Source organism: Planomonospora sp. ID82291, from assembly GCF_015711645.1.
In the GTDB taxonomy this organism is placed as follows: Bacteria; Actinomycetota; Actinomycetes; order Streptosporangiales; family Streptosporangiaceae; genus Planomonospora.
Genome location: NZ_JABTEX010000002.1, coordinates 392,391 through 415,960, shown reverse-complemented (window position 1 = coordinate 415,960; position 23,570 = coordinate 392,391). Strand labels below are relative to the sequence as shown.

Genomic DNA, 23,570 nt, shown 5'->3' with positions numbered 1-23,570 from the left:
ATCACCTGTGGAAATCGAGCGTCACGAATACGACGTCGTCGTCATCGGCGCCGGCGGGGCAGGGCTGCGGGCGGCCATCGAGGCCCGGCAGCAGGGCAAGCGCACCGCGATCGTCTGCAAGTCGCTGTTCGGCAAGGCGCACACCGTCATGGCGGAGGGCGGCGCGGCGGCGGCCATGGGCAACGTCAACAGCGACGACAACTGGATGGTGCACTTCCGCGACACCATGCGCGGCGGCAAGTTCCTCAACAACTGGCGGATGGCCGAGCTGCACGCCAAGGAGGCCCCGGACCGGGTCTGGGAGCTGGAGGCCTGGGGCGCGCTGTTCGACCGCACCAAGGACGGGAAGATCAGCCAGCGCAACTTCGGCGGGCACGAGTACCCCCGGCTGGCCCACGTGGGCGACCGTACCGGCCTGGAGATGATCCGCACGCTCCAGCAGCGGGTGGTCGCGCTCCAGCAGGAGGACGAGCGGCTGCACGGCGACGCCGAGGCGTACATCAAGGTCTTCGCCGAGTGCACGATCACCCGGCTGCTGAAGGACCACGGCCCCGCGCACGGCCCCGGCGGCGCCATCGCCGGCGCGTTCGGCTACTGGCGGGAGCACGGCAGGCTCATCCTGTTCGACGCACCCGCGGTGGTGCTGGCCACCGGCGGCATCGGCAAGTCCTACGTGGTCACCTCCAACTCCTGGGAGTACACCGGGGACGGCCACGCGCTGGCGCTGCTGGCCGGGGCGAAGCTGATCAACATGGAGTTCATCCAGTTCCACCCGACCGGGATGGTCTGGCCGCCGTCGGTCCGCGGCATCCTCGTCACCGAGTCCGTCCGGGGCGACGGCGGCGTGCTGCGCAACTCCGAGGGCAGGCGCTTCATGTTCGACTACATCCCCGAGGTCTTCAAGGACAAGTACGCCACGACCGAGGAGGAGGGCGACCGCTGGTACACCGACCAGGCCAACAACCGGCGCCCTCCGGAGCTGCTCCCCCGCGACGAGGTGGCCCGCGCCATCAACGCCGAGGTCAAGGCCGGGCGCGGCTCGCCCCAGGGCGGCGTCTACCTCGACGTCTCCACCCGGCTCCCGGCCGCCGAGATCGTCCGGCGGCTGCCGTCGATGCACCACCAGTTCAAGGAGCTGGCGGACGTCGACATCACCGCCGAGCCGATGCAGGTCGGCCCGACCTGCCACTACATCATGGGCGGCGTCGAGGTCGACGCGGACACCGGCGCGGCCGCCGTCCCCGGCCTGTTCGCGGCGGGCGAGGTCTCCGGCGGCATGCACGGGTCCAACCGGCTGGGCGGCAACTCGCTCTCCGACCTGCTGGTCTTCGGCCGCCGGGCCGGGGCCGGGGCCGCCGCCTACGTCGACCGGCTGGCGGCCCGGCCGTCGGTCCCGGAGGAGTCGGTGGCCGCGGCCAGGACCGAGGCGCTGGCCCCGCTGGAGCGCTCGGGGGAGAACCCCTACGAGGTCCACCAGGAGCTGCAGCGGACCATGAACGAACTGGTCGGCATCATCCGCAACGCCGACGAGGTCACCGAGGCGCTGGAGGCGGTCGGGAAGCTCAAGGAGCGGGCGCGGAACGTCGGCGCGGCCGGCGGCCGGATCTACAACCCCGGCTGGCACCTCGCGCTGGACCTGCGCAACATGCTGCTGGTGTCGGAGTGCGTGGCCAGGGCGGCGCTGCTGCGCGAGGAGAGCCGCGGCGGCCACACCCGCGACGACTTCCCCGGCATGTCGGCCGAGTGGCGGCGCAGGCTGCTGGTCTGCGGAGCCTCCCCCGACGGCTCGGCGGTGACCGTCGAGGAGAAGGTCCAGCCCGCGATGCGGGACGACCTGATCACCCTCTTCGACCGGGCCGAGCTGGAGAAGTACATCACCTCAGAGGAACTGGCCGACTTCGACGCGCTGGTGAAGGAGTAGAGCCGTGAGCTACAAGGCGAAGTTCCGCGTCTGGCGGGGCGAGGGCGGCGAGGGCAGGCTGGAGGACTTCACCGTCGAGGTGAACGAGGGCGAGGTCGTCCTCGACATCATCCACCGGCTCCAGGCCACCCAGGCCCCCGACCTGGCCGTCCGGTGGAACTGCAAGGCCGGCAAGTGCGGGTCCTGCTCGATGGAGATCAACGGCAAGCCCCGGCTCGGCTGCATGACCCGGATGTCCACCTTCACCGAGGACGAGACCATCACGGTGACGCCCATGCGGACGTTCCCCGTGATCAAGGACCTGGTCACGGACGTGTCGTTCAACTATCAGAAGGCCCGGGAGATCCCGTCCTTCACCCCGCCGGCCGACGTGAAGCCGGGCGAGTACCGCATGCAGCAGATCGACGTCGAGCGGAGCCAGGAGTTCCGCAAGTGCATCGAGTGCTTCATGTGCAACAACGTCTGCCACGTGATCCGCGACCACGAGGAGAACAAGCCCGGCTTCGCCGGTCCGCGCTTCCTGATGCGGATCGCCGAGCTGGACATGCACCCCTACGACGTGGTCGACCGCAAGGACGCCGCGCAGGAGGAGCACGGTCTCGGCTACTGCAACATCACCAAGTGCTGCACCGAGGTCTGCCCCGAGCACATCAAGATCACGGACAACGCGCTGATCCCGATGAAGGAGCGCGTCGTCGACCGCAAGTACGACCCGCTGGTCTGGCTGGGCAACAAGATCTTCAAGCGTTCCGGCTCGAAGAGCTAGGTTCCGTCCCGCGGCCCTTCCCCGACGGCCGGTCACGTTCCCGCGTGACCGGCCGTCCGCGTCCGGTCAGGCTCCTCCGCACCACTCCGAGCCGCGTCCCCGTTCGGCCGGGCGTCCCGTCGTCCCGTACGGGACCGGGCGTACGGCCGGGCCGTACAGGGCCGGGCGTACGGCCCGGCCGCCTCCGCGCTACTTCGGGCCGCGGCCGAAGAGGCGGCGCTTCTTCTTCGGCTCCTGCCCCGGCAGGGGGTAGACGGCCGTGGCCGCGGGACCCGCGGGCGAAGGCGCGTCGCCCTCCGGACCGGCCGGAGACCGGTCCTCGGCAGGCGGTGGATCCTGCGGGAGCCGGTCGCCGCCCGGCGACGCCGGATCCTGGGGGAAGCGGTCCCGGGGCAGCGGATCGGACAGGGCGGGATCCCTCGGGAACGGGTCACCGTACGGCGGAAGCGGTCCGCCGCGGAACTCCCCGGAGGGCGCGGGCCCGGCCGGCGGCGCCTGCTCCCGGAACATCGCTCCTGACGGTGCCTGTCCCTGGAACATCTCCCCCGCCGCCTCCGGCCCGTGCGGGCGCTGCTCGGACGGCCCCTGCGGATACTGCTCGGACGGCCCGTACGGGTGCTGCTCGTACGGGTGCTGCTCGGAGGCGCCGTACGGGTACGGCTCGGCGAAACCCGGCGGGGGCAGGTACGCGCCGGCCGGGTCGTAGGGCCGGCCGGCCGGATAGGCCTCGGGGTGGACCTGCGGATACATCTGCATCGGGACGAAGCTGATGATCGGGGCGTAGGCCGTGCCCCCCTGGTGGCTCCCGTACGGCAGTCCCGGAGCGGCGGCGTAACCCGGCCCCACGGGGTAGCCGCGGGGATCGGCCACCCGGGGACCGGCCCTGCGGACGGCGGCGGCGTGCGCCAGGCGGCGCAGCCTCCCTTCGAAGATCAGGACCCCGAACAGCACGAGCAGCACGAGGATCAGCGCCGGAATGCCGAGCTGCTGGCTCAGCACCGCCGGACTGGTGCCGGAGGTCGCGTTGCGGATCTCGTACGGCACCGCGGCGGGGTCGGACTCGGCGAACGTGCTGGGGCTCTGCTCGGGCGCCGCGGTCGGCAGCGTCCCCGTCGGGCTCGGCTCGGCGACGGGGAACTGCGGCTCCGCCGCCTCGGTCTCGGGAGTTGGGGTCACCGGCGGCTCGACGGGGTTCACGGGCGGCTGAACCGGCGGCTGAACCGGCTGCTGGACGGTCTGCGTCGGCGCCGGCGGCGGAGCCGAGGTGGTGGTCGCGGCGGTCGCGGTCGCCTTGGCGGGCTTCTTCGGCGACGCGGTCACCGTGGCGGTGACCGTCACCTGTCCCGGCGTGCTGGTGGCGGGCTTGGGCACGGTCCCGTCGGGGTTGGCGGTCACCGTGACCGTGACGACCGGTGCGGGTTCCTCGGGCTCCTCGGGCAGGTCCTGGCACTCGGCCGCGGGATCGACGTCACATCCGGGGATCTGCGAGGGCTCGGCGCGGACCGTCCCGGTGGCCGCGGCGGCCTCACCGGCCCCGGCGAGCGAGGCGGCGGCGGTCACGACCACCGCGCTCAGCCCCAGCGACACGAGCACGGCCGAGACGGCTGCCGTGCGGTGGGATCTCGTCACCGGCTGCCTCCGTGCGATTCCCGGGCGACTCAGTCAAGAAAATACCAGCCGGGTAAAATTATCAGCAAAGCTGTTCTTCGCGCATCGCCCGCATGGCACGTTTCTGCTGCACTTTCGCCTGCAGCCAGAGCAGGCAGAGCAGGCCGCCGATCGCGACCCCCGTGGCGGGCAGTCCCCGCATCTCCACCGCCGGTTCCGTCTCCGCGGTGATCTCGATCTCCCGGCTCCGGCCGCTCACCTCCAGCGGTAGCGGCGCGCCACCCTGCGACCGGGCCTCGGTCGGAGAGGGCACGGCCGTCGGCATCCGGATCTCCGGGGTGGGCCAGGTCACGGGCGGCTGCCCCGCCGGAGCCGGCCACGCCCACGGCGGGGGCGGCCAGACCCACGCCGGAGCCGCAGCCTGAGCCGGAGCGGGTGCGGGTACGGGTGCGGGTGCGGGTGCGGGCAGCGGGGCGGGAGCCGCCAGGCCCGCGGTCCCGGCGACCCCCATGGGCTCCTCGGCGGCCGGGGCCTCCCCCTGCGCCGCCGTCTCCGCACCGGTCTGCGCCCTCGGCCGCTTCGGCGCCGCCCCGCCCCTGCCGGGACGGCGCGGACGCCCCGTCCCCGGCAGCCCTTCCACGCCCTGGAAGTCGTAGAAGACCTCGTACGGCTCCGCGCCGGCCCCCTCCTCCGTCTCCCCCGGGACGGGCAGCAGATCCTCGGGTCCGCACGCGCACGGCCGCCCGTCGTCCGCCTCCGGCGGCGTGAGCAGCGGGACGGGCGGGACCATCGCGCCGGTGGGAACCGGAAAGGTGAGATGCCCCGGCGCGGGAACGGCCGCCGCGCCCTCCCCGACGTCCTCCTGGAGGGTCCCCGGACTCCTGGACGGCATCGTCCGGTCGGGCAGCGGTGCGGGCCGGGACGGTTTGGGGGACGGCTTGCCCGGCAGCCGGGTGGGCGGCCGGAACGGGACGGGCGGGACCGGCGCGATGGGCGGCACCGGCGGGACGGGCACCAGGGACGGGACCGGCACGGCCGCTCCGAGCAGATCGAGCGGGGGGGCGACGGGCTCCGGCTCGAACGCGTGCCCGGCCGGCCAGCCGGCCGGGAGCAGCACCCCCGTCCCCAGCGCCGACACCATCGCCGCGTACTTCCACCATCTTCTGTACAGTACGGTCACCGCGCGTCTCCGATCCCCCGATGCGAACGCATGACGACAACACGCTCTGTAGCAGTTATGTCACGATCAGCTACCGTTCAATCCCGCCGAGCAGTTCTCGCACGGCTCGGACGATCGGCAGGTCCGCGGGCAGCCAGGGGACCCCGTCCACCTCGTCGAGGGTGAGCCAGCGCAGTTCCCGGTGCTCCTTCGCCTCCGGTACCCCCTCCACCACCGACGCCAGCCAGACCCGCAGCACGGAGTCCCCGCTCAGCGGCCAGTCGCCGCCGACCGCCGCCCCGACCTCGATCAGGACGCCCAGTTCCTCGCGGCACTCCCGGACCAGCGCCGTGTGGTCGTCCTCCCCCGGATCGACCTTCCCTCCGGGGAACTCCCAGCCCCCCGCCAGCTCCGGCGGTTCGGCGCGCTGCGCGGCGAGCAGCCGGCCCGCCCCGTCGACGATGGCCGCTCCCACGACGACTTTTCTCATGGACCCTGATTCTGCATCAACGGCGACGCTGCGCGTCGCGGCTCAGCCCTGCGCCTTCAGCCTGAGCTGCTCCTGGACCGCCGGATTCTGCAGGGGGCGGGTGAAGCCGACGATGCCGGTCCGCCCGCGGTAGGAGGTGACCTTGATCGGCCCGCACAGGCGGCACCGGGCCTCGATCATCTTGCCGGGCGAGACCACCATGCCGACGTGCCCGGGCCGGTCCGGGCCGGTACCGGGGCCGGAGTTGAAGAAGACCAGGTCGCCCGCCTGCTCCTCGCCCGCGGAGACCTGCACGCCGAACGGCCACTGGCCGAACGTGGTGCGCGGGATGGACAGGCCCGCGCTCCGGTAGGCCATGTAGACGATCCCCGAGCAGTCGAACGCGTCCGGTCCGGTTCCGCCCCACAGGTACGGCTTGCCGCGCTGAGCCAGCGCGTACTCCAGGATCTGCGCAACCACGTCGTCCGGGGCCGCCTCGACCAGCGGCTCGTCGCAGGCCGGCTCCGCCTCGGGCGGGACGCTGACCGCGCCGTCCTCGGCGTACCTCCCGGCGATCTCCATGACCTGGTCGACGTACCACCAGGCCCGGTTGTAGACGAACAGCGAGCGCCGCACGTTCTCCGGCGCGCCGTTGCGCTTGAGCATCTTCGCCGCGCCGAGGATGGCGTCGGCCGGGTTGTAGACGTCGGCCCATCCGTCGCCGTCGCCGTCGGAGGCGTAGCCGTTGAACTCCGACGGGATCTTGATCTTCGCCTTCCCGCCCCAGGTGCTGATCAGGAACTGCATCGGCCCGGCCGCCCCGGCGCTGTTGGTGCCGCTGCGCACGCCCGGGAGCGTGGAGCGCCCGTGGTCGGTCTCGCGCTTGCCGACCCCGGCGAGCACGTTCCACTGGACGCCGACCTCCTCGCCGTGCTCGCGGTAGAGCTCCAGGTACTCCGGCGGGATGTCGGACACCGCCGTCTGCGACTCGCCGTCCGCCCGCCCGGCGGTCTCCTCGCAGTCGGGCAGCCCCCCGCCGGTGATCGTCGGGAAGGTGCTCACCATCATCATCGGAGCCATGATCAGCCCGACCAGGCAGAGCCCCACCGCGGCCAGGACCGCTCCGATCCGGACCTTCCTGCCGTCGTCGCTCATCCGCCGGTCCCGGAGGGCCGCTCGTCCCCCTCCTGGCCCTCGTCGGCGGGCTGCAGGTCGTGGACCCGCCAGTCGGCTCCGACCGGGACGAGCGTGACGGCGTACTCGTCGGTGCGCTCCGTCGCGCCGCTCTTCGCGGCGACCCGCTCGGTGCAGGCGACCACGAACACCACCGAGGAGTCCTGGACCTGCCGGATCTGCCGCACCTTCGCCGAAGCGGTGGAGACCACCTCGTCGGCGCGGTTCGCCTCGACGAACCCCGGCGACGTGCGGGCCCGCACCAGGACCTCGGCGAACTCCGTCGTGGCGTAGCCCTTCAGCCGGTCCCCGTAGGCCGCCGGGTCCTCGTCATGGGCGTAGGTGCCGTACTCGGCCGTGAACCGCTCGGCGTAGTCGGCGGCGGCGGCGAGTTCCTGCTTGGTCATCGGCAGGTAGGAGTAGACGTCGAACGGCGCGTCGCTGGCCGTCGCCGACGGGCGCGGCGGCTCCGGGCTCGCCTGCCGCCCCGCCCCCGGCTCCGTCCCGGTGCCGCTGACGCCCGCCGGCCCGGCCTGCGCCCGCCCGCCGTCCGTCTCCTTCTCCCACCCGCTCTCCCACATGGTCAGGTAGATCCCGACCGCCGCCAGGAGCCCGACGAGGACCGCGAAGACGATCCCCCTGCGGCCACCGATCTTGGCCATCGTCCGTCAGTCCCCGTCCGGTCCGGAGGGGCGCAGCCAGAACGGCGTGGGGGCCTCGTCGGCCCGTCGGCCCCGGTCCGACCTGCTCGGCAGCCAGAGCGGGGGCGCCTCGGACGGCCTGTCCGCGCCGCCGCTCCTCGACGGGCCTCCCGCAGAGCCCCGGGACCCGCCGCCGAAGACGCTTCCGCCGGACCCGGACGAGCCGCGCGAACCCGACGAGCTCCGGGACCCGCCGCCGAAGACGCTCCCCCCGGACCCGGACGAGCTCCGGGACCCGCCGCCGAAGATGCTCCCGCCCGATCCCGAGGAGCTCCGGGACCCGCCGCCGTTCCGCGCGCCCGCCGAGGAGCCGCGCGAACCCGACCCGGACGACCCCCGGGACCCGCCGAAGACGCTCCCGCCGGACCGGCCGCCGCCTCCGGAGGAGGACCGCCCGCCCGACGGAGCCGGGGCCGCTCCCCCGCCGGACCCCGAACCACCGCGCGGGGCCCAGCCGCCGGCCCGCCCGCCGAACCAGCCGCCGCCCCCGCCGGAGCCGCCCGAGCGCGTGGGAGCCGCGCCGCCCGCCGTACGGTTCCCGGAGAGGTCGAGCGGAGGCGCCGCACCGGGGCGGGCCGTGGTGACCGGGCGGCCCGCGGCGGCCCGGCGCCCGGCGGCCTTGGCGTCGGCGTCCAGCGGCGCGGGTTGCGCCGCGACGGGGACCCGGGCGCCCGAGGGGGTGCCCCCCGCGTCCTCCTGGCCCCGGACCCGGCCCTGGGCGACCGCCGCGGCCGCGCCCGCGCCCGCGCCGCCGGCGACCGCGGCCGCCTGCAGCAGGGGTTCGGCCTTGCGCATGCCCCACCGGCCGGCCCGGGCCGCCGCGACCGGCGGGAGCACGCCCGCCGCGCGCTGCAGGGTCGGCGCGCTGGCCGCGTCGCCCAGCATGCGGGTGGTGAGGGTGTGCCCGTCCATCGAGGCGAACAGGTGCTGGAACGGCCGCCGGTAGAAGAAGACCGCGATCGTCAGCAGTGCCATGAACATGACCTGCATGCCCCACGGCATCGCGGTGGAGATGATCAGCGCGTAGCCGTACACCAGCACGCCCAGCACGAGGGCCAGCACCGCCTGCCGGAGCAGCGTGCCGACCAGCATCTCCACCCAGCGCATCGCGATGATCCGGCCGGAGCCCGGATGCACCCCGATCAGCAGGAAGACCGGGGCGAGGATGAGCAGGAGCAGGAACCCGACCTTGAGCGCCAGCAGCGAGACCGCGACCAGGAAGATCAGCGTCCCGGCGACCATCGCGGCCAGGAGCGCGCCGATCGCGATGCCCAGCCGGTTCGTCCAGTCCTTGCCCTGGAAGAGGAAGTAGACCGGGCTGCTCTCGATGTACTTGGCCATCTCCTCCTCGTAGCGGGCCTGGTGGGCGCTCGTGTTCGGCGTCTGGGTGGCCTTCTGCTCGGCCAGGTCCAGGGCCTGGATGTCCAGCGCCTTGGCGCCGAAGTTCTTCACCGCGGGGGACTCGGGGTCGGCGGTTCCGAACATGCCCATCAGCCACGGCTTGCAGACGAGGGTCGACCAGAGCGCGTCGGCGTTCTGGTCGATGCTCGGCGTGCCGGTCCGGCCGTAGCCGCCGGGCTGCGCCTGCGGGGCCGTCTCCCCCTTGGCGGGCAGGCACGAGGCCCCGCCCGCGCCGGGCAGGCCGGAGAAGGCCGAGTTGACGACCTCTCCGGTCTTGTCGGTGACGGTCTTGCCCAATCCGGTGAAGTCGCCGGGGCGGCTGAAGAACCAGACCGCGACGGTGACCGCGAGGACCATCCAGATGACGCCCTCGGCGGTCGTGGTCGCGCGCTTGCGGATCAGCCCGTACCACGCCAGCCAGATCGCGCCGAGGATCACCACCGGCCGCAGGAACGGCCAGTACATCGCGTCGGAGAGCCTGATCACGATGTCGTCGACGACGTTCTTGATCGCCTCCAGCGGGCCCTCGCTGGCCGCCGCCTGGTAGGTCGTGATGGTCAGCCGGTCCAGCGCCTTGGCCCAGGAGAAGACCGTGTTGGCCCAGGCGTTGCCCAGCACCGCGGCGACGTCGTCGCAGCCCAGTTCGTGGGTGTGCCAGAACAGGCCGCTCATGCCGTAGGTGGCGTAGTTCGTCTGGACGGCCGGGGGCGGCGCGGCGGCCCCCACGGCCGCGTCCGGGGGCGGCGGCTTGACCAGGCCGTCCACCCCGCCGCCCACCACCTCGGGCGCCAGGTCCGGGGAGAGGTCGCAGGGCGCCGCCGCCGCGGCGATCGACCCGCCGGTCGGGAACGCCAGCGGCAGCGCCGTGAGCGCCACGACCGCCACCAGCGCGACGGCGAGCCGCCGGCCCAGTCGTCGGCCCAGTCGTCGGCCCAGTCGCCGGCCCGATCGCCGGTTCAGCCGCCGCCCGCCGGATCCCCGGAGTCCCGGCCGCGGACCCTCCGGCCGCGGACCCTCCGGCCGCGGACCCTCCGGCCGTCGGAACGGTCCGCGCGCCGCCCGGTCCGTCCACCGTTCCCTCAGGGAACGCCTCAGCCCGAAACGTCCCGGCTCAGGACGTCCCGATCCGGAACGCCTCGACCTGGAACGTCCCAGCCCGGAACGCCTCAGTCCCTCGTCGGAGCCCTTCATGACCTCGCCTCCAGCGCCGTCGTCCCCGGCCTGCCGACTCTGTCGCCCCCCGACAGATCGTGCACGTTGTCGTCGGGCTTGTCATGTGTCGGATTGGTGTCGAGTCGTCTCAGCAGCTCACCGGAGACGAGGTCCACCCCGATCCGGCCCGCCCGGCCGTCCAGGTCGCGGAAGACGCACTCGCCGTTGCCCAGGGAGCGCAGCACCGCCTTGTGCTCCTCGGAGGGGTCCACCCCGAGCAGCGCCATCACGTTCTCCACCTCGATCCGCTCGGTGGAGCGGAAGGCGAAGACGGACGACAGGCAGTTCGTCACCTGCTCGTTCAGCAGGTCGCCGGCGTTCTGCGAGACCAGCACGAGCGCCGTGTTGCGCGAGCGGCCCATCCGGCTCACCTCGGGCACCAGTTTGGCGCCCTCCGGCGTGGAGGTGATCGCCCAGGCCTCGTCCAGGAAGATCGCCTTCGGCGCCCGCCGGTCGAGACCGTTCATCAGCCCCCGGGCGAACTGCGCGACGAGGTAGAGCAGCGCCACCGACAGGCGCTGCTCGTAGGAGTAGTCGTCGCGGCCGGTGGCGGCGTCCGGCAGGATCAGCCCGCCGAGCGTGAAGACCGTGGTCCAGCCCTCGGTGTCGATCTGGTCGCCGCCGGAGGGGTCGAAGCAGAGCCGGGCCAGGTGCATCTCCGACATCGAGCGGAGCACCGCGCCCAGGTTCTTCGAGGCGGCGTCCCCGGCCCGCTCCAGGAAGTCGACGACCTTGCCGAGCGAGGGGTCCGGCCCGTTGGAGACCGCCGCGACCGCCTGGATCATCGCCGACTCGCGCTCCTCCGACATGCGCGGGAGCAGCAGCCGCAGGGTCTCGGTGGCCATCGTCTTCTTGGCCGCGAGGTCGTCGCCGAACGAGAACGGGTCGAGCAGGCCGGGCGCGGCCGAGCCGAGCGGGATGATCCGCGCCTTCCTGCCCCGCTCCTGCAGGAGCCGGACCAGGGAGTCGGCGTCGCCCTTGGGGTCGATCACCGCGACCGTGACCCCGCGCAGCGCCATCTGGTAGATCATCAGCAGCGCCAGCGTCGTCTTGCCGCCGCCCGGCTCGCCGGTGATCGCGATGGCCGTCGGCCGGTTGCGCGCCGCCGCCACCAGCGGGTCGAAGTGCACGATGCTGCGGGCCCGGCCCAGGGTCTCGCCGATGTACGGTCCCATCCAGCCGGCGTTCGTCTCGTCCACCCGGTCGCCGAGGTCCACGGTGGCCGTGGCCATGCCGCCCGCGATGGTGCGCAGCGGCTGCCGCTGGGCGTAGGCGTTGACCCGGACCCGCTCACCGGGCAGCGCCTCGCAGAACAGCGAGAACTGGTCGCCGGTGGAGTTGACGATGTCGATGCCCATGTCGCGGTAGTGCTCGACGACCGCCTCGACCCGCTGCACGCAGATCTCCTCGGTCGGCGCGGACACGATCAGCCGGTGCCAGCCGTACACGAAGGGCAGGCGCTCCTTGGTGATGCCGTGCTCCAGCATCCGGGCCGCGTCGATCTGCTCGGCCAGGGCCAGCGGCGCCTCCGCGCCCGCCTCCCGGATGTGGATGTCCATGTCGCGGGCGTGGGCGAGCTTGCGCGCGACGTCCTTGCTGGCCTTGACCGGCGAGATCAGCCGCATCCGGGAGCTGATCTCCACCGGGAAGGGCAGCTGGTCGGCGAAGTGCATCCACGGCTCGCCGTCGGGGAAGGCCATCAGGTCCGGGAACCGGGCGAAGGACAGGTGGGCGACGTAGGACTCGCCGTGCGGCTGCTCGACCCTCAGCAGCGACCTGCCGTTGTGGATCTGCCCCTCGACCAGGGACTCGATCTCGCCCCTGCCCCAGCGCCGCTTCGGGCTGGCCGAGGGCGGCGGGTCCCCGAGGGAGCCGGTCGCGGCGTGCTGGAAGAGCCAGGCGATCTCGGTGGAGGCGGCGTGCCGGGCGTAGAGGGCGCTGGCGGCCAGGGCCCGGCCGAGCCGTTCGGCGTGGCCGGTCCACTTGGCGACCTCGGCCTTGGGGACGTGGTCGTCCTCCAGGCCCAGGGCCTTCTCCCCGCGCTGGTAGAAGCCGAAGAGCTGGGAGAACACCCCGTCGCCCAGCTGCGCGCCGCGCGGGCCGAGCCGTACGCCGAGGTAGACCTCCTTGGTCCAGAAGTCCTTGGCCCAGACGTGCCGGTACAGCTCCTCCAGGTAGTCGCGCCAGCCGGGGCCCTCGTCGGAGGTGGTGTTGAGCGCCAGCGCCCACTCGGCGGCCGGGTAGGTGCGGTGGGCCACCCGCAGGTGCACCTCGGCGTCCGGCATCCGGATCGCGGCCAGTGCGATCGTGATGTTGGTGGCCAGCGCCTCGCGCTCCTCGGAGGTGATGAACTCGTAGCTCACGGTCGGCAGGCGGAAGTAGGCCCACGCCGCGGAGTCGGTCAGCAGGATCCGGTCGTCGAAGTAGCGGACGGCGAGGCGGCTGCGGGCCCGCGACGCGCGGCTCATGCGCCCCCCTCCGCCGGTCGTGCGGACCGGGGGCCGCCGTACCCGCCCGCGGCCCCCTCCGCCGTCCGTACGAACCGTTCCCTCACAGGAACATCACGTCTTCTCCCGCGCCGGGTCTCACTGGGCCAGCTCCTCCTCGCTCGTTCGGTTCGTCCGCATCGCTCCCAGTCCGGCCACCACGACCCCGGCCAGGGCCAGGTAGGCCCGGCGGCCCGGCGCCCGCAGATGGGACGGCTCCACCCGCTCGGACCTGCCGGGGGCCAGCTCGTCCTCCCAGGGCACCCGCACGATCGCCCGGCACCGGCCGCGCGCGACCGCCTCCGCCTGCTCCACGTCGGCCATGCTGCGGCGGCTCACCCCGTTGACCACCATGATCGCCCTGCGCCGGAGGTCCGTGCAGCCGTGCCCGTCGAGCCATTCGTACGTCATCGCGACCGCGTCGGCCCCGTCCTCGCTGGCGGGGGCCACCATGATCAACTGGTCGGCGTAGGGCAGGACGCGCGCCGCCAGGGCCGCGGCCGGATCCACCACGACCAGCTTGTAGTGGCGGTCCAGCAGGTCCATCGCCTGGCCGAGCCTGCGGTCGGAGAAGAGCGCCCGGTCCGACAGCCGCTGCTCGGCGCCCGCGTCGCTGTCGCCGCCGAGGACCTCCAGGCCGGAGGCGCAGCGGCTGGTGTAGGCGCGCATGCCCAGGTACCCCTGGACGCCGTCCAGGCCCGCCAGCAGGGAGCTCAGCGTCTCGGGCGACTCTCCCCGGATCCGGCCGGACAGGGCGTGCGCGCCGGTGCTGGCGTCGATGGCCAGCACCCGGTCACCGCGGAGGCGGGCGAGCGTGTGGCCGAGCATGAGCGCCGTCGTGGTCTGCCCCGCACCGCCGGTGCAGCCCAGCACCACCACCCGGCGGCTGCCGCCGAAGGCCCCCCGGGCGCGCGCCTCGTCGACCTCCGAGCCGTCCGTACGGCTCCCGCTCCCCGGCCCCATCACCACCTGGGCCAGCCGCCGCCAGCCGCCCTCGGAGTCGCGGCCGATGACCGACTCCACCCGGCGGACCCTGGGCTCCGCCTGGGCAGGCGGCGCCGCGGGAGCGGCGGGGACCGGCGCCGCGGGGGTGACCTGGGCGGCGGGACCGGCGGGCACGGCCCGGATCGAGAATCCGCCCGGCACGACCGTCGGCCGCTCCTGCGGCCAGGACCTCCGCTCGTCCCCGGAACGCCGGCCGCTCTCCTGCCGCTCCCCCTCGCGGCGACGCTCCCGCACCTCCTCGGCCCGATCCGGTACGGCCCGCGCACCCTCGGCCCGATCCGGTACGGCCCGCGCACCCTCGGCCCGCACCTCCTCGGCCTGGTCCGGTACGGCCCGCACGTCCTCGGCCCGCACCTCCTGCGCCGGACCGACGAACCTCGGCATGATGCGCGGAACGGGCGGAACGGACGGACGCTCCCGGCCCTGCCCGGAGACGGCCGGCAGGCCCGCTGCGCTGGAGGGGACCGGGCCGGACGGCGGCGGGGGCTCGGCCCTCCCGGCCTCCGCGGAGGCGGCGAGCCGGCGCAGGCGTCGCAGCGCCTCGCTGTCGATCGGGGTGGCGGGGACCTGTTCCGGCTCCGGCGCGGACGCAGGCGCCTCCAGCGGTGCGGACCCCTGTGGTCTCTCACCGAAGACGCCGACCACCGCCGACACCGCAGGGGACGCCGGTGCCTCGGGGGAGGACACCGACGCCTCGGGGGGGGTGGACGGCGCGGACGCGTCGGCCGGTGCGACCGCCGCGAAAGACGCGGCCGGGGACGCCGGGGACGCCGAGGACCCGGTCGGCGCGGGCCCGGCCGGCACCGCGGAGGCCGTACCGGCGGGCGGGACCGCCTGGCCCAGAGCCGGGGCGGTGCCCCTGCGGGGAGCGACCGCACCCCAGGTGAGGCGATCACCGGTGACCGGGGCGGTCGCCGCGGCGGCGGCCGCGGCGGCCACCGCGGGACGGACCGCGCGGGACGCCTCGGCGGCGCGCCTGGACGGCGCGGCGTGGCGGGCACGGCGTGCGGCCTTCACCCGGACCGGCGCGGCCTGCTGCGGAAGCGTCCGCCAGACCCGCCCGACGAGGGTGATCTCCGAGGGTTCGGCCGCGGGGGCCATCCGGCACCAGGTCCGCGGCTCCCCCAGGTAGCGCGACTGCGACTGGAGCAGCTCGGTGAGCCGCTTGCCCTCGATCACCGGGCGGGTGGACAGCCACGTCACCACCCCCGGCGGCACCAGGTAGACCACGTGCCAGGGGGCGTCGAAGGGCAGGCCGAGCATCGCGAGCAGGAACGACCACGGAGCCGTCACCCCCACGAACACACCGATCCAGACGATCGGAAGCGGCATCGGCAGCCGTAGGTCGTACAGCTTGTAGAGCCGCTTCTCGATCCGCCAGATATTGGTATACGTGGGCAGGTCCATGCGCTCCTCCTCTCCGCCTCTCGTCGTCCGGCCGCCGCGCGGCCTCAGCTCCCCGTGATGCCCAGAGCGCCCGCGATCGCCTTGGCCGTCACCTCGATGATGTTGGGCACGTAGAAGATCACGCCGATGGCGATCGCGAGGATGATGAACTGGACGAACCTGGTGATCTCACGGGTGAACAGGAAGAACAGGGCCACCACGGAGACGATGACGAGGAAGAGCGGGGCGAAGAACCGGCGGAGGAAGTCCGCCAGCCCCTCGGTGTTCACACCTGCCGGAGGCGCGGTCGGCTGGCCGGTCGGCTGCTGAGCGAAGTCGATCACACTCAGCAGGATGGTCTTCAGGGTCACTTCTCGTCCTCCGTGCTCACGGTCGCCCACGCCGGGGGGGACGCGGGGCCGCGGCGCGTGCGCGCCGACCGCCGCACCGCCGGCTCGTCGGCCAGGGGGGTCTGTTCACTGTGGACTGCCACCATTCGATCATGCGTCACCCCACGGACCGTCCGGCGCCACGGATGCTCTGGACGAACCATTTGTCGCCCTGCTTGACCACGGTGAGGACGTAGGCCTGCTCCAGCCTGCCGCTCACGCCCCCCGGGTCGCTCGGCGTGGGACCGGCGGACGGGGCCGCGCCCGCGGGCACCCCCCAGACCACCGTCGCGGTCACCTCCCGGGTGGCGCCCGTGGTCAGCGGCACGAGCAGGTCCTTGAACTCCAGGAAGGCCAGGGACCCGCCGAACCCCTGGAGCACGGTCCCCTCCGCCGCGTACTGCTGCAGGGAGGCGGTGTCGCTGGCGGCGTAGGCCTTGAAGAAGTTCGCCATGGGCGTGCGCAGTTCCTGCTCCGCGGCCTGGTCGCGGTCGGGCTCGGCGACGGGCGGCAGGACCGCGGGCGCCGGCGCCGGCAGGATGCCCGGACGCCCGGAGACCACGAACCTGCCGGTCTCCTTGTCATGGAAGACCGGGACGGACAGGAGCTGCCGGCGGTCGCCCGACTGGAACGCCAGCGTCACGACGGCGTTCTCCGCGTCGGCGACCTCGATCCCGTAGGGCTGGATCGCCCCGGCGCTCATCCGGCCGAGGCCGTCCCAGCCGAACTGGGGCTCGGCTCCGTCGGGCAGGAACGGAGCCAGTCGCCCGGCCCGCTCCGCCGTGCGCACGGCGTCGAAATTCAGGTAGACGGTCGCGAACTGACTGGCGAAGGACGTGGCCTTCGTGGTCGGGAATCCGGCGTCGACAGAAACGGGCGTTGAGCCCGTATTGGCATTTTCTCGGGTAAATCGCTCAAAAGGTGCACGAATGCCGTTCACCAGGATGACCACGATCAGCGCCCAGAGGATGACGCGGCCGGCCCAGACCAGCCAGCGACCGCCCCCGCCCGACCAGCGGCCGCGGCGCGGAACGCCCCGCCCCCGGGTGGCGGCGGGATCGAGATCGAAATCGTCGGGCGCCCCCGGGTACGCCGAAAGCTCAGGGTCACCAGCGGTCCGAGGATCCTGCTGGACGGTTGACCTTCGAGCCATCACGCCTCCGCTCGCGCCGATCCCCCCGGCCGGCGCGGTGTCGTACTGCTCCTGACCCCGTTAGCCATGGTGAAGCGTCTGCCTTAACTGCCTCGCCGATTCTTCCAGGAAAACCACGCCCATGCTGCAGTCATCGTATGGACTGAGCAAACCGGGTCTGGAACCGTCCGGGCTCCCCGTCTCCTACCGGCATGGCGGACAAAGCGCATTCCTCCTGGCCAGCGCCCCTATCGGTTACCCAAACGCCACCCATTGCTATCCAAAAAGCGTGCCCACTGTCCCGACCTGCGTATTTGCCGGATCCGTCTTCACGGAGCGTGACAGGGCACGGGGCGGGCACGATCCCGCCGGACCGTGCCCGCCCCGTGCCCGCCCCGTGCCCGTCTATGCCCGCCCCGTGCGGGTCCGCGCTCCCGGAGGAGGGCGGGAGGAGCCTCCGGCCGGACGCTTCAGACGTTGAAGCGGAACTCCACGACGTCGCCGTCGCGCATCACGTAGTCCTTGCCCTCGATCCGGGCCTTGCCCGCCTGCCGCGCCGCGGCGATGGAGCCGGTCTCCACCAGGTCGTCGAAGGAGACGACCTCCGCCTTGATGAAGCCGCGCTGGAAGTCCGTGTGGATGACGCCGGCCGCCTCGGGGGCGGTCGCGCCCTTGGGGATCGTCCAGGCCCGCGTCTCCTTGGGCCCCGCCGTCAGGTAGGTCTGCAGGCCCAGGGTCGCGAAGCCGACCCGGGCGAGCTGCGCCAGACCCGACTCCTCCTGGCCGACGGACTGGAGCAGCTCCAGCGCCTCCTCGTCGGAGAGCTCGACCAGCTCGGACTCGATCTTGGCGTCCAGGAAGACGGCCTCGGCCGGCGCGACGAGCGCCGACAGCCGGTCCCGCAGCTCGGTGTCGACCAGTTCGTCGGCGTCGAGGTTGAAGACGTACAGGAACGGCTTGGCGGTCAGCAGGTGCAGGTCCCGCAGGTCCGCCGGGTCGATCCCGGCGCCCTTGGCCCCGGCGTACAGCGTCGTGCCCCCGTCCAGGAGCTTGACCGCGGCCTCGGCCGCCTCCAGCGCCGCCCTGCGGTCCTTGTTGGTCCTGGACTCCTTCTGCAGACGCGGGACCGCCTTCTCCAGCGTCTGCAGGTCGGCCAGGATCAGCTCGGTGTTGATGGTCTCGATGTCGCGCTCGGGGGCGATCGCGCCGTCCACGTGGGTCACGTCCGGGTCGCTGAAGACCCGGATGACCTGGCAGATCGCGTCGGTCTCCCGGATGTTGGCGAGGAACTGGTTACCCCGGCCCTGTCCTTCGGAGGCGCCTTTGACCAGACCGGCGATGTCGACGAACTCGACCTTCGCGGGCAGGATCCGGGCGGAGCCGAAGATCTCGGCCAGCTTCTCCAGACGCGGGTCGGGCACGCCGACGATGCCCACGTTGGGCTCGATGGTGGCGAACGGGTAGTTCGCCGCCAGGGCGTTGGCGGTCTTGGTCAGCGCGTTGAAAAGCGTGGACTTGCCGACGTTGGGCAGTCCGACGATGCCGATGCTCAGGCTCACGCGACCCGAGTCTACGGGGAGCCGTGCAGTGCCACTCGCCGCAGGCAGGTCACAGGACGGGGAATCCCCGGCCCGCGCACCCGCAGATAGCGGTCCGAACCGGCCGGGCAGCCGTCGGTGGAGCCGGCCCGGGCCGTCACCCGGGCCCAGGCGCGCGAAGAGCCGCACGGCGCCCTGGTGAGTGCCAGGCGGCTGACCAGCCGCTCCCGGGGCCGCACCACGCAGTCGCCCACGGCGAGCACCCCGCCCCCCTCACCCAGGCAGGCGACCTCCCTGCCGCCGACGGCGAGCGCGTCGAGCGCGCCGTCCGGGCACGTCTCCTCCGCGCCGACCACCGCCAGCACCCTGCCGTACCAGCCCCGCGCCGAGCACGGCAGCTCCCCGCCGCGCAGCGCCAGGCAGTCACCCGCGCGCAGCACCCCGCCGCCCCGGCCCGGCTCTCCGGCGCGCGGCCCCCGCAGGTCGCGCACGCACGCCGTACGGCCCGTCCGCAGGCTCTGCGGGGCCACCTCCCCGGCCGCCCCCGCCCGGCCCGGCGCGGCCGGCGCACCGGAGATCACGACCAGCTCGTCCGTCTCGGCGGGGCACTCGGACGCGCGGACGCCGACCACGGAGATGACCGTGCCGTCGGCCGCCGCGCAGGGCACCAGGTCGAACCTGGCGCCCCGCCGGTCGACGCAGGCCCCCCGGCCCCAGGCGAGCACGGCCGGGGACTCCCCGCCGACGCCCGCCGCCGCGGTGTCCGGCACCGCGCCCCCCTGGCCGGCGATGAGCCCGATCGCGGCGGCACCGGCGGTGGCGACGATGACGAGCGCACCCCCCAGCACCGGCGCCATTCTCAGACGTAAGCCCCGTGTCCCCACGAATTCCCCCTACTTTACGTGTTCACAATGAAACTTTGAGTGATGGAGGACGTGTGCACAAGCGGAACGGCCCGGCCGGTCCGCTAGGCGTGTCGGCCCGGCCCCGGCCGCCGGACCTGGGATCATCTGCGGACATGAACGTCATGGCACTCGCCTTCCAGCTCGCCGTGGGACTCGCGGCGGGGCTCGCGATCGGCTTCCTGCTGGGCCGGGCCCGGGCCTCGGCCGCGACCGCCGACGCCGTCGCCCGCCTGGCGGACGCCGAGGCCCGGGCGCGGGCCGCCGAGGAGAAGGTCGCCTACGTCGAGGAGCAGCTCGCCGAGCGCTTCCAGGCCCTGTCGGCCCGCGCGCTCGACGTCAACAACCTGCGCTTCCTTGAGCTGGCCGAGACCCGGATGGCCGCCGGCCGCGCCGAGGCCGCGGGAGAGCTGGAGCAGCGCAAGCAGGCGGTCGAGCACCTGATCGAACCCCTGAAGGACACCCTGGCCCGCGTCGAGGCGCAGCTGCGCGACACCCAGTCGGGCCAGCGGGCCGCCCACGCGGAGCTGGCCCGGCACATCGAGATCGTCAGAGAGAGCAACGACCGCCTCCGCGACCAGACGAACGCCCTGGTGCGCGCCCTGCAGCGGCCCGAGGCCGGCGGCCGGTGGGGGGAGCTGCAGCTGCGCAGGGTCGCCGAGATCGCCGGCATGCAGCGGTTCTGCGACTTCGAGGAGCAGGCGAACGTGGCCACCGCCGACGGCGCCCTCCGGCCCGACATGGTGGTACGGCTGGCCGGCGGCAAGAACATCGTCGTCGACGCGAAGGTCTCCCTGGCCGCCTATCTGGAGGCCGCGGAGACCGGTGACCCCGACCGGCGCTCCGCCCGGCTCGACGCCCACGCCCGGCACGTGCGCGACCACGTGGACCGGCTGTCCGCCAAGGCCTACTGGCAGGCGTTCAGCCCCGCGCCGGAGTTCATGGTGCTCTTCATCCCCGGAGAGGCGTTCCTGGCCCCCGCGCTGGAGCGCGATCCCGGCCTGCTGGAGTACGCCATGCGCAAGCGGGTCCACATCGCCACCCCCACCACGCTGGTCACCATGCTGCGCACCGCGCAGTACGCCTGGCAGCAGGCCGCGCTCAGCGAGAACGCGCGCGCGGTCTTCGAACTCGGCAAGGAGCTCTACGAGCGGCTGGGCAGCATGGGGCGGAACCTGGACACGCTGGGCCGCTCGCTGGGCCGGGCCGTGGAGTCCTACAACCGGACCGTGGGCTCCCTGGAGACCCGGGTCCTGGTGAGCGCGCGCAAGCTGAACGACCTGGGGCTGGTCGACGCCGACCTCGACCGGCCGCAGATGGTCGAGGACCTGCCGCGCACGCTGGCCTCGCCCGAACTGCTGGAAGAAGAGACGCCAAGCGCGTCCCCCGTCCCGCACCTGAACGGTAAGTTGGCCAACGACCTGCTTTGAAAGCCGTTTCCTGAAACCGGGGGGTGCCCCACACTGGAGACGTGCAGGAGCAGCGCGAGGGGGGACGGGTGAGGTGATCGCATGAGTGGACGGGACCCGGCATCCGGCATCCGGCTGACCGCACGGGGCGCGGTGGCGTCCGTGCTGGTGTTCACGCTGCTGGGCAGCGTGCTGAACACGGTGCTCGGACTGCCGGCGGTCGTCGGCCTGGCGTTCGTGGGCGGCTGCGTCGCCGCCGTCTCCCTGGTCAACCCGCGCGACCTGCTCTCGCTCGTGGTCTCCCCGCCCCTGGTCTTCTTCGCCGCCGTGCTGCTCGCCGAGGCGGTGCGGTCCCTGGCCGCGCCCTCGCCGGCGGCGGCCTTCGGGCTGGGGATCTACAGCTCGCTGTCCCGGGGCGCCCCCTGGCTCTTCGCCGGATCGGCGCTGGTGCTGCTCATCGCCTGGCGGCGCGGACTGACCCGCTGCGTCCGCGACCTGCGCGACGAACTGCGCGCCTCCGGGCCCGCCGTCCCCCGGCCGCGCGCGGGCGGGGCCGCCGGAGCGGCGGCCGGGTTCGCTCCCGAGCCCGAGGGCTACTTCGAGCCCAGGATGTACGGCTCGCCCCGCGAGGGGCAGTAGCCCCCCGCGGGAGGATCCGCGGACCGGCCCCTGCGGGTCTCCTGCTCCCCGGACTCCGGCGCCCTTCCGGACGTGCCGGGACCGAAGGCTCGCGGGACCCGGGCCCGTCCGGCTCAGACCCCGGCGCGCAGGTCCTTGCGGAGCTCGTGCGGGAGGGCGAAGCGCACGCTCTCCTCGACCGACTCGACCTCCTCGACGTCCTCGAAGCCGTGGCCGGCCAGGCGGGCCAGGACCTCGGCGACGAGCTCCTCGGGAACCGAGGCGCCGCTGGTCACGCCGACCGTGGTGACGCCCTCCAGCCACTCGTCCCGGATGAACGAGGCGTTGTCGACCAGGTAGGAGGCGTCGGCGCCGTGGTCGAGGGCCACCTCGACCAGGCGCTTGGAGTTGGAGGAGTTCTCCGAGCCGACGACGATGACCAGCTCGGCCTCGGCGGCGATCTCCTTCACCGCGACCTGGCGGTTCTGGGTGGCGTAGCAGATGTCGTCGCTCGGCGGGTCGATCAGGTTCGGGAAGCGCTCCTTGAGCCGGGTGACCGTCTCGGTCGTCTCGTCCACCGAGAGCGTGGTCTGGGAGAGCCACACCAGCCGGTCGGGGTCCTTCACCTGGACGGAGCCGACCGAGCCGAGGCCGTCCACGAGCTGGATGTGCTCGGGCGCCTCGCCCGCGGTGCCCTCGACCTCCTCGTGGCCCTCGTGGCCGATCAGCAGGATGTCGTAGTCCTGGGAGGCGAAGCGCTTGGCCTCGTTGTGCACCTTGGTGACGAGCGGGCAGGTGGCGTCGATCGTCTTCAGACGGCGCTGGGCGGCCTCCTGGTGCACGGCGGGCGAGACGCCGTGGGCGGAGAAGACCACGATGGCCCCCTCGGGGACCTCCTCGGTCTCCTCGACGAAGACGGCCCCGCGCGCCTCGAGCGTCTTGACCACATGGGTGTTGTGCACGATCTGCTTGCGCACGTAGATCGGCGCGCCGTACTGCTCCAGGGCCCTCTCGACCGCCTGGACCGCACGATCAACCCCCGCGCAGTAACCACGGGGCTTCGCCACAAGCACGCGTCGAGTCGCGCGGGTCTTTGAAGTCATGTTCTTATGCTACGTGGAGTATCCATGGGGCCCGTTCACGTGCCTCTTGACCTCACAAAGCGCTTATTTTCCGCAATCAGCCGTCCGATACCGTGCTCCAGGAGATGAAATGTCAGTCCCGGATCTCTTCCGCAACGTCGCCGGGAAGGCGAAGGAACTCCCCCTCTACGTGCTGCAGACCACTCTGAGCGGCGTCGGTCAGGCGCTGATGCTCGGCGACCGGGTCCGCGGCAGGATCAAGCGCATGGCCGGTGGCGCCGACGACCTCGACCAGGAGCGTCCGGCGGCGTCCGAGCAGGCGGCCGGGACCGGCGAGCAGGCCGGGACGGCCGGGACCGCGGAGGAGCGGCCCGCCCGTCGCGAGCCGGTCATCTTCGCCCCCGCCAAGCCCAAGCCCGCGCCCGAGACGGGGCCCGAGACGGGGCCCGAGACGGAGACCGCGACCGCCGCCCCCGCGCAGACCGGAACCTCCCCGACCGAACCGGAGGCCGTCGAGCCCGCCGGCTCCGAGCCCACCGAGCCCGAGTCCGGCTCCGAGCCCACCGAGCCCGAGTCCGGCTCCGAGCCCACCGAGCCCGAGTCCGGCTCCGAGCCCACCGAGCCCGAGTCCGGCTCCGAGCCCACCGAGCCCGAGTCCGGCTCCAATGGCGGCAGGACCCGGCCCGCGCCGGTCGTCTTCGCGCCCGCGCCCACGGCCGCCGAGCCCGCGCCCGAGCCCGTGATCGCCGTACCGCCCGCGGTGAAGGTCGAGGTGGCCGAGGTCGAGGTGGAGGTCGAGACGCCCGACGCCGCCGGCGCCGCCCCGGTCGAGGCCGAGGTCGAGGTCGTGAAGACCAAGCCCGCCGAGCCCGAGCTCGCCGCGTCCGCGACCACCCGGGCGAAGGCCGCGAAGGCCAAGGTGCGCAAGGAGGCGGCGGGTCCCGCCCCCGTGAAGGCCGCCCGGACCGCGAAGACCGTCGCACCCGCCGCCGAGCCCGGGACCGCCGCACCCGCGACGGCCGGTGAGGACGTGCCCGCCGAGCCGCTGCCCGGTTACTCCGGGTTGACCGTCGCCTCGCTCCGCGCCCGCATGCGCGGCAAGAGCGCCCAGCAGATCAGGATCATGATCGCCTACGAGCAGGCGACCACGGCCCGCCCCGAGGTCGTGCGGATGTACGAGAACCGCCTCGCGAAGCTGGAGGCCGCCGAGTGA

Annotated in this window: 18 protein-coding genes; 5 read left to right on the top strand and 13 right to left on the bottom strand. The window is 73.3% G+C overall.

Annotated features, from left to right (window positions below):
• Window positions 1–7: 7 nt before the first annotated feature.
• Both HS045_RS12835 and HS045_RS12830 read left to right on the top strand, forming a co-directional pair.
• Window positions 8–1,921, top strand: a complete 1,914-nt coding sequence (locus HS045_RS12835) for a fumarate reductase/succinate dehydrogenase flavoprotein subunit (RefSeq protein ID WP_196451527.1) — start codon at window positions 8–10, stop codon at window positions 1,919–1,921.
• Between the two features lie 4 nt (window positions 1,922–1,925).
• Window positions 1,926–2,687 carry a succinate dehydrogenase/fumarate reductase iron-sulfur subunit gene (locus tag HS045_RS12830; RefSeq protein ID WP_196451526.1) on the top strand — a complete coding sequence of 254 codons (762 nt, stop codon included), beginning with the start codon at window positions 1,926–1,928 and terminating at the stop codon, window positions 2,685–2,687.
• Between the two features lie 189 nt (window positions 2,688–2,876).
• On the opposite strand, the gene HS045_RS12825 is transcribed toward HS045_RS12830, so the two are convergent.
• From HS045_RS12825 to HS045_RS12770, 12 genes are all read right to left on the bottom strand, one after another.
• Window positions 2,877–4,316, bottom strand: coding sequence for a hypothetical protein (locus HS045_RS12825; protein ID WP_196451525.1), 1,440 nt, complete (start codon window positions 4,314–4,316; stop codon window positions 2,877–2,879).
• A 61-nt stretch (window positions 4,317–4,377) separates the two neighbouring features.
• Window positions 4,378–5,436 (bottom strand): hypothetical protein, encoded by a 1,059-nt coding sequence (locus HS045_RS12820; protein WP_196451523.1) that lies wholly within the window; start codon window positions 5,434–5,436, stop codon window positions 4,378–4,380.
• Window positions 5,437–5,545: 109 nt separating this feature from the next.
• Window positions 5,546–5,944 carry a (deoxy)nucleoside triphosphate pyrophosphohydrolase gene (locus HS045_RS12815; protein ID WP_196451522.1) on the bottom strand — a complete coding sequence of 133 codons (399 nt, stop codon included), beginning with the start codon at window positions 5,942–5,944 and terminating at the stop codon, window positions 5,546–5,548.
• A gap of 42 nt (window positions 5,945–5,986) precedes the next feature.
• Complete coding sequence (locus HS045_RS12810; protein ID WP_196451521.1) at window positions 5,987–7,078, bottom strand: C40 family peptidase; 1,092 nt, start codon at window positions 7,076–7,078, stop codon at window positions 5,987–5,989.
• Window positions 7,075–7,758 (bottom strand): hypothetical protein, encoded by a 684-nt coding sequence (locus HS045_RS12805; protein ID WP_196451520.1) that lies wholly within the window; start codon window positions 7,756–7,758, stop codon window positions 7,075–7,077. Before HS045_RS12805 ends, HS045_RS12810 begins: the two co-directional genes overlap by 4 nt.
• 6 nt (window positions 7,759–7,764) lie before the next feature.
• Window positions 7,765–10,074, bottom strand: a complete 2,310-nt coding sequence (locus HS045_RS12800) for a type IV secretion system protein (protein ID WP_307827494.1) — start codon at window positions 10,072–10,074, stop codon at window positions 7,765–7,767.
• A gap of 311 nt (window positions 10,075–10,385) precedes the next feature.
• Window positions 10,386–12,878, bottom strand: a complete 2,493-nt coding sequence (locus HS045_RS12795; RefSeq protein WP_196451518.1) for an ATP-binding protein — start codon at window positions 12,876–12,878, stop codon at window positions 10,386–10,388.
• A gap of 117 nt (window positions 12,879–12,995) precedes the next feature.
• The gene (locus HS045_RS12790; RefSeq protein WP_196451517.1) at window positions 12,996–15,308 is read right to left on the bottom strand and encodes a TcpE family conjugal transfer membrane protein; all 2,313 of its coding nucleotides are present in this window, start codon (window positions 15,306–15,308) and stop codon (window positions 12,996–12,998) included.
• A gap of 44 nt (window positions 15,309–15,352) precedes the next feature.
• Window positions 15,353–15,631: a hypothetical protein gene (locus HS045_RS12785; RefSeq protein WP_307827599.1), complete on the bottom strand. Its 279-nt coding sequence runs from the start codon at window positions 15,629–15,631 to the stop codon at window positions 15,353–15,355.
• A gap of 163 nt (window positions 15,632–15,794) precedes the next feature.
• On the bottom strand, window positions 15,795–16,829 hold the full coding sequence (locus HS045_RS12780; protein WP_196451515.1) for a conjugal transfer protein: 1,035 nt from the start codon (window positions 16,827–16,829) through the stop codon (window positions 15,795–15,797).
• 449 nt (window positions 16,830–17,278) lie between these two features.
• The gene (gene ychF / locus HS045_RS12775; protein WP_196451514.1) at window positions 17,279–18,367 is read right to left on the bottom strand and encodes a redox-regulated ATPase YchF; all 1,089 of its coding nucleotides are present in this window, start codon (window positions 18,365–18,367) and stop codon (window positions 17,279–17,281) included.
• A gap of 11 nt (window positions 18,368–18,378) precedes the next feature.
• The gene (locus tag HS045_RS12770) at window positions 18,379–19,194 is read right to left on the bottom strand and encodes a hypothetical protein (protein WP_196451513.1); all 816 of its coding nucleotides are present in this window, start codon (window positions 19,192–19,194) and stop codon (window positions 18,379–18,381) included.
• Between the two features lie 170 nt (window positions 19,195–19,364).
• Between HS045_RS12770 and HS045_RS12765 the strand changes: the two genes are divergently transcribed.
• A complete protein-coding gene (locus tag HS045_RS12765; RefSeq protein ID WP_196451512.1) occupies window positions 19,365–20,678 on the top strand; it encodes a DNA recombination protein RmuC in 1,314 nt (437 codons plus the stop codon).
• A gap of 81 nt (window positions 20,679–20,759) precedes the next feature.
• Window positions 20,760–21,296: a DUF6542 domain-containing protein gene (locus HS045_RS12760; protein WP_196451511.1), complete on the top strand. Its 537-nt coding sequence runs from the start codon at window positions 20,760–20,762 to the stop codon at window positions 21,294–21,296.
• 113 nt (window positions 21,297–21,409) lie between these two features.
• Here the strand turns inward: HS045_RS12760 and HS045_RS12755 are convergent, their stop codons facing one another.
• A complete protein-coding gene (locus HS045_RS12755) occupies window positions 21,410–22,378 on the bottom strand; it encodes a 4-hydroxy-3-methylbut-2-enyl diphosphate reductase (protein ID WP_196451510.1) in 969 nt (322 codons plus the stop codon).
• A 109-nt stretch (window positions 22,379–22,487) separates the two neighbouring features.
• Between HS045_RS12755 and HS045_RS12750 the strand changes: the two genes are divergently transcribed.
• A complete protein-coding gene (locus HS045_RS12750) occupies window positions 22,488–23,570 on the top strand; it encodes a hypothetical protein (protein WP_196451509.1) in 1,083 nt (360 codons plus the stop codon).

Coding starts and splice junctions, on each gene's coding strand:
- HS045_RS12820 (WP_196451523.1), bottom strand. CDS start 5,436: ATGGTGTCGGCGCTGGGGACGGGGGTGCTGCTCCCGGCCGGCTGGCCG.
- HS045_RS12815 (WP_196451522.1), bottom strand. CDS start 5,944: ATGAGAAAAGTCGTCGTGGGAGCGGCCATCGTCGACGGGGCGGGCCGG.
- HS045_RS12810 (WP_196451521.1), bottom strand. CDS start 7,078: ATGAGCGACGACGGCAGGAAGGTCCGGATCGGAGCGGTCCTGGCCGCG.
- HS045_RS12805 (WP_196451520.1), bottom strand. CDS start 7,758: ATGGCCAAGATCGGTGGCCGCAGGGGGATCGTCTTCGCGGTCCTCGTC.
- HS045_RS12795 (WP_196451518.1), bottom strand. CDS start 12,878: ATGAGCCGCGCGTCGCGGGCCCGCAGCCGCCTCGCCGTCCGCTACTTC.
- HS045_RS12790 (WP_196451517.1), bottom strand. CDS start 15,308: ATGGACCTGCCCACGTATACCAATATCTGGCGGATCGAGAAGCGGCTC.
- HS045_RS12780 (WP_196451515.1), bottom strand. CDS start 16,829: ATGGCTCGAAGGTCAACCGTCCAGCAGGATCCTCGGACCGCTGGTGAC.
- HS045_RS12765 (WP_196451512.1), top strand. CDS start 19,365: ATGAACGTCATGGCACTCGCCTTCCAGCTCGCCGTGGGACTCGCGGCG.
- HS045_RS12760 (WP_196451511.1), top strand. CDS start 20,760: ATGAGTGGACGGGACCCGGCATCCGGCATCCGGCTGACCGCACGGGGC.
- HS045_RS12755 (WP_196451510.1), bottom strand. CDS start 22,378: ATGACTTCAAAGACCCGCGCGACTCGACGCGTGCTTGTGGCGAAGCCC.
- HS045_RS12750 (WP_196451509.1), top strand. CDS start 22,488: ATGTCAGTCCCGGATCTCTTCCGCAACGTCGCCGGGAAGGCGAAGGAA.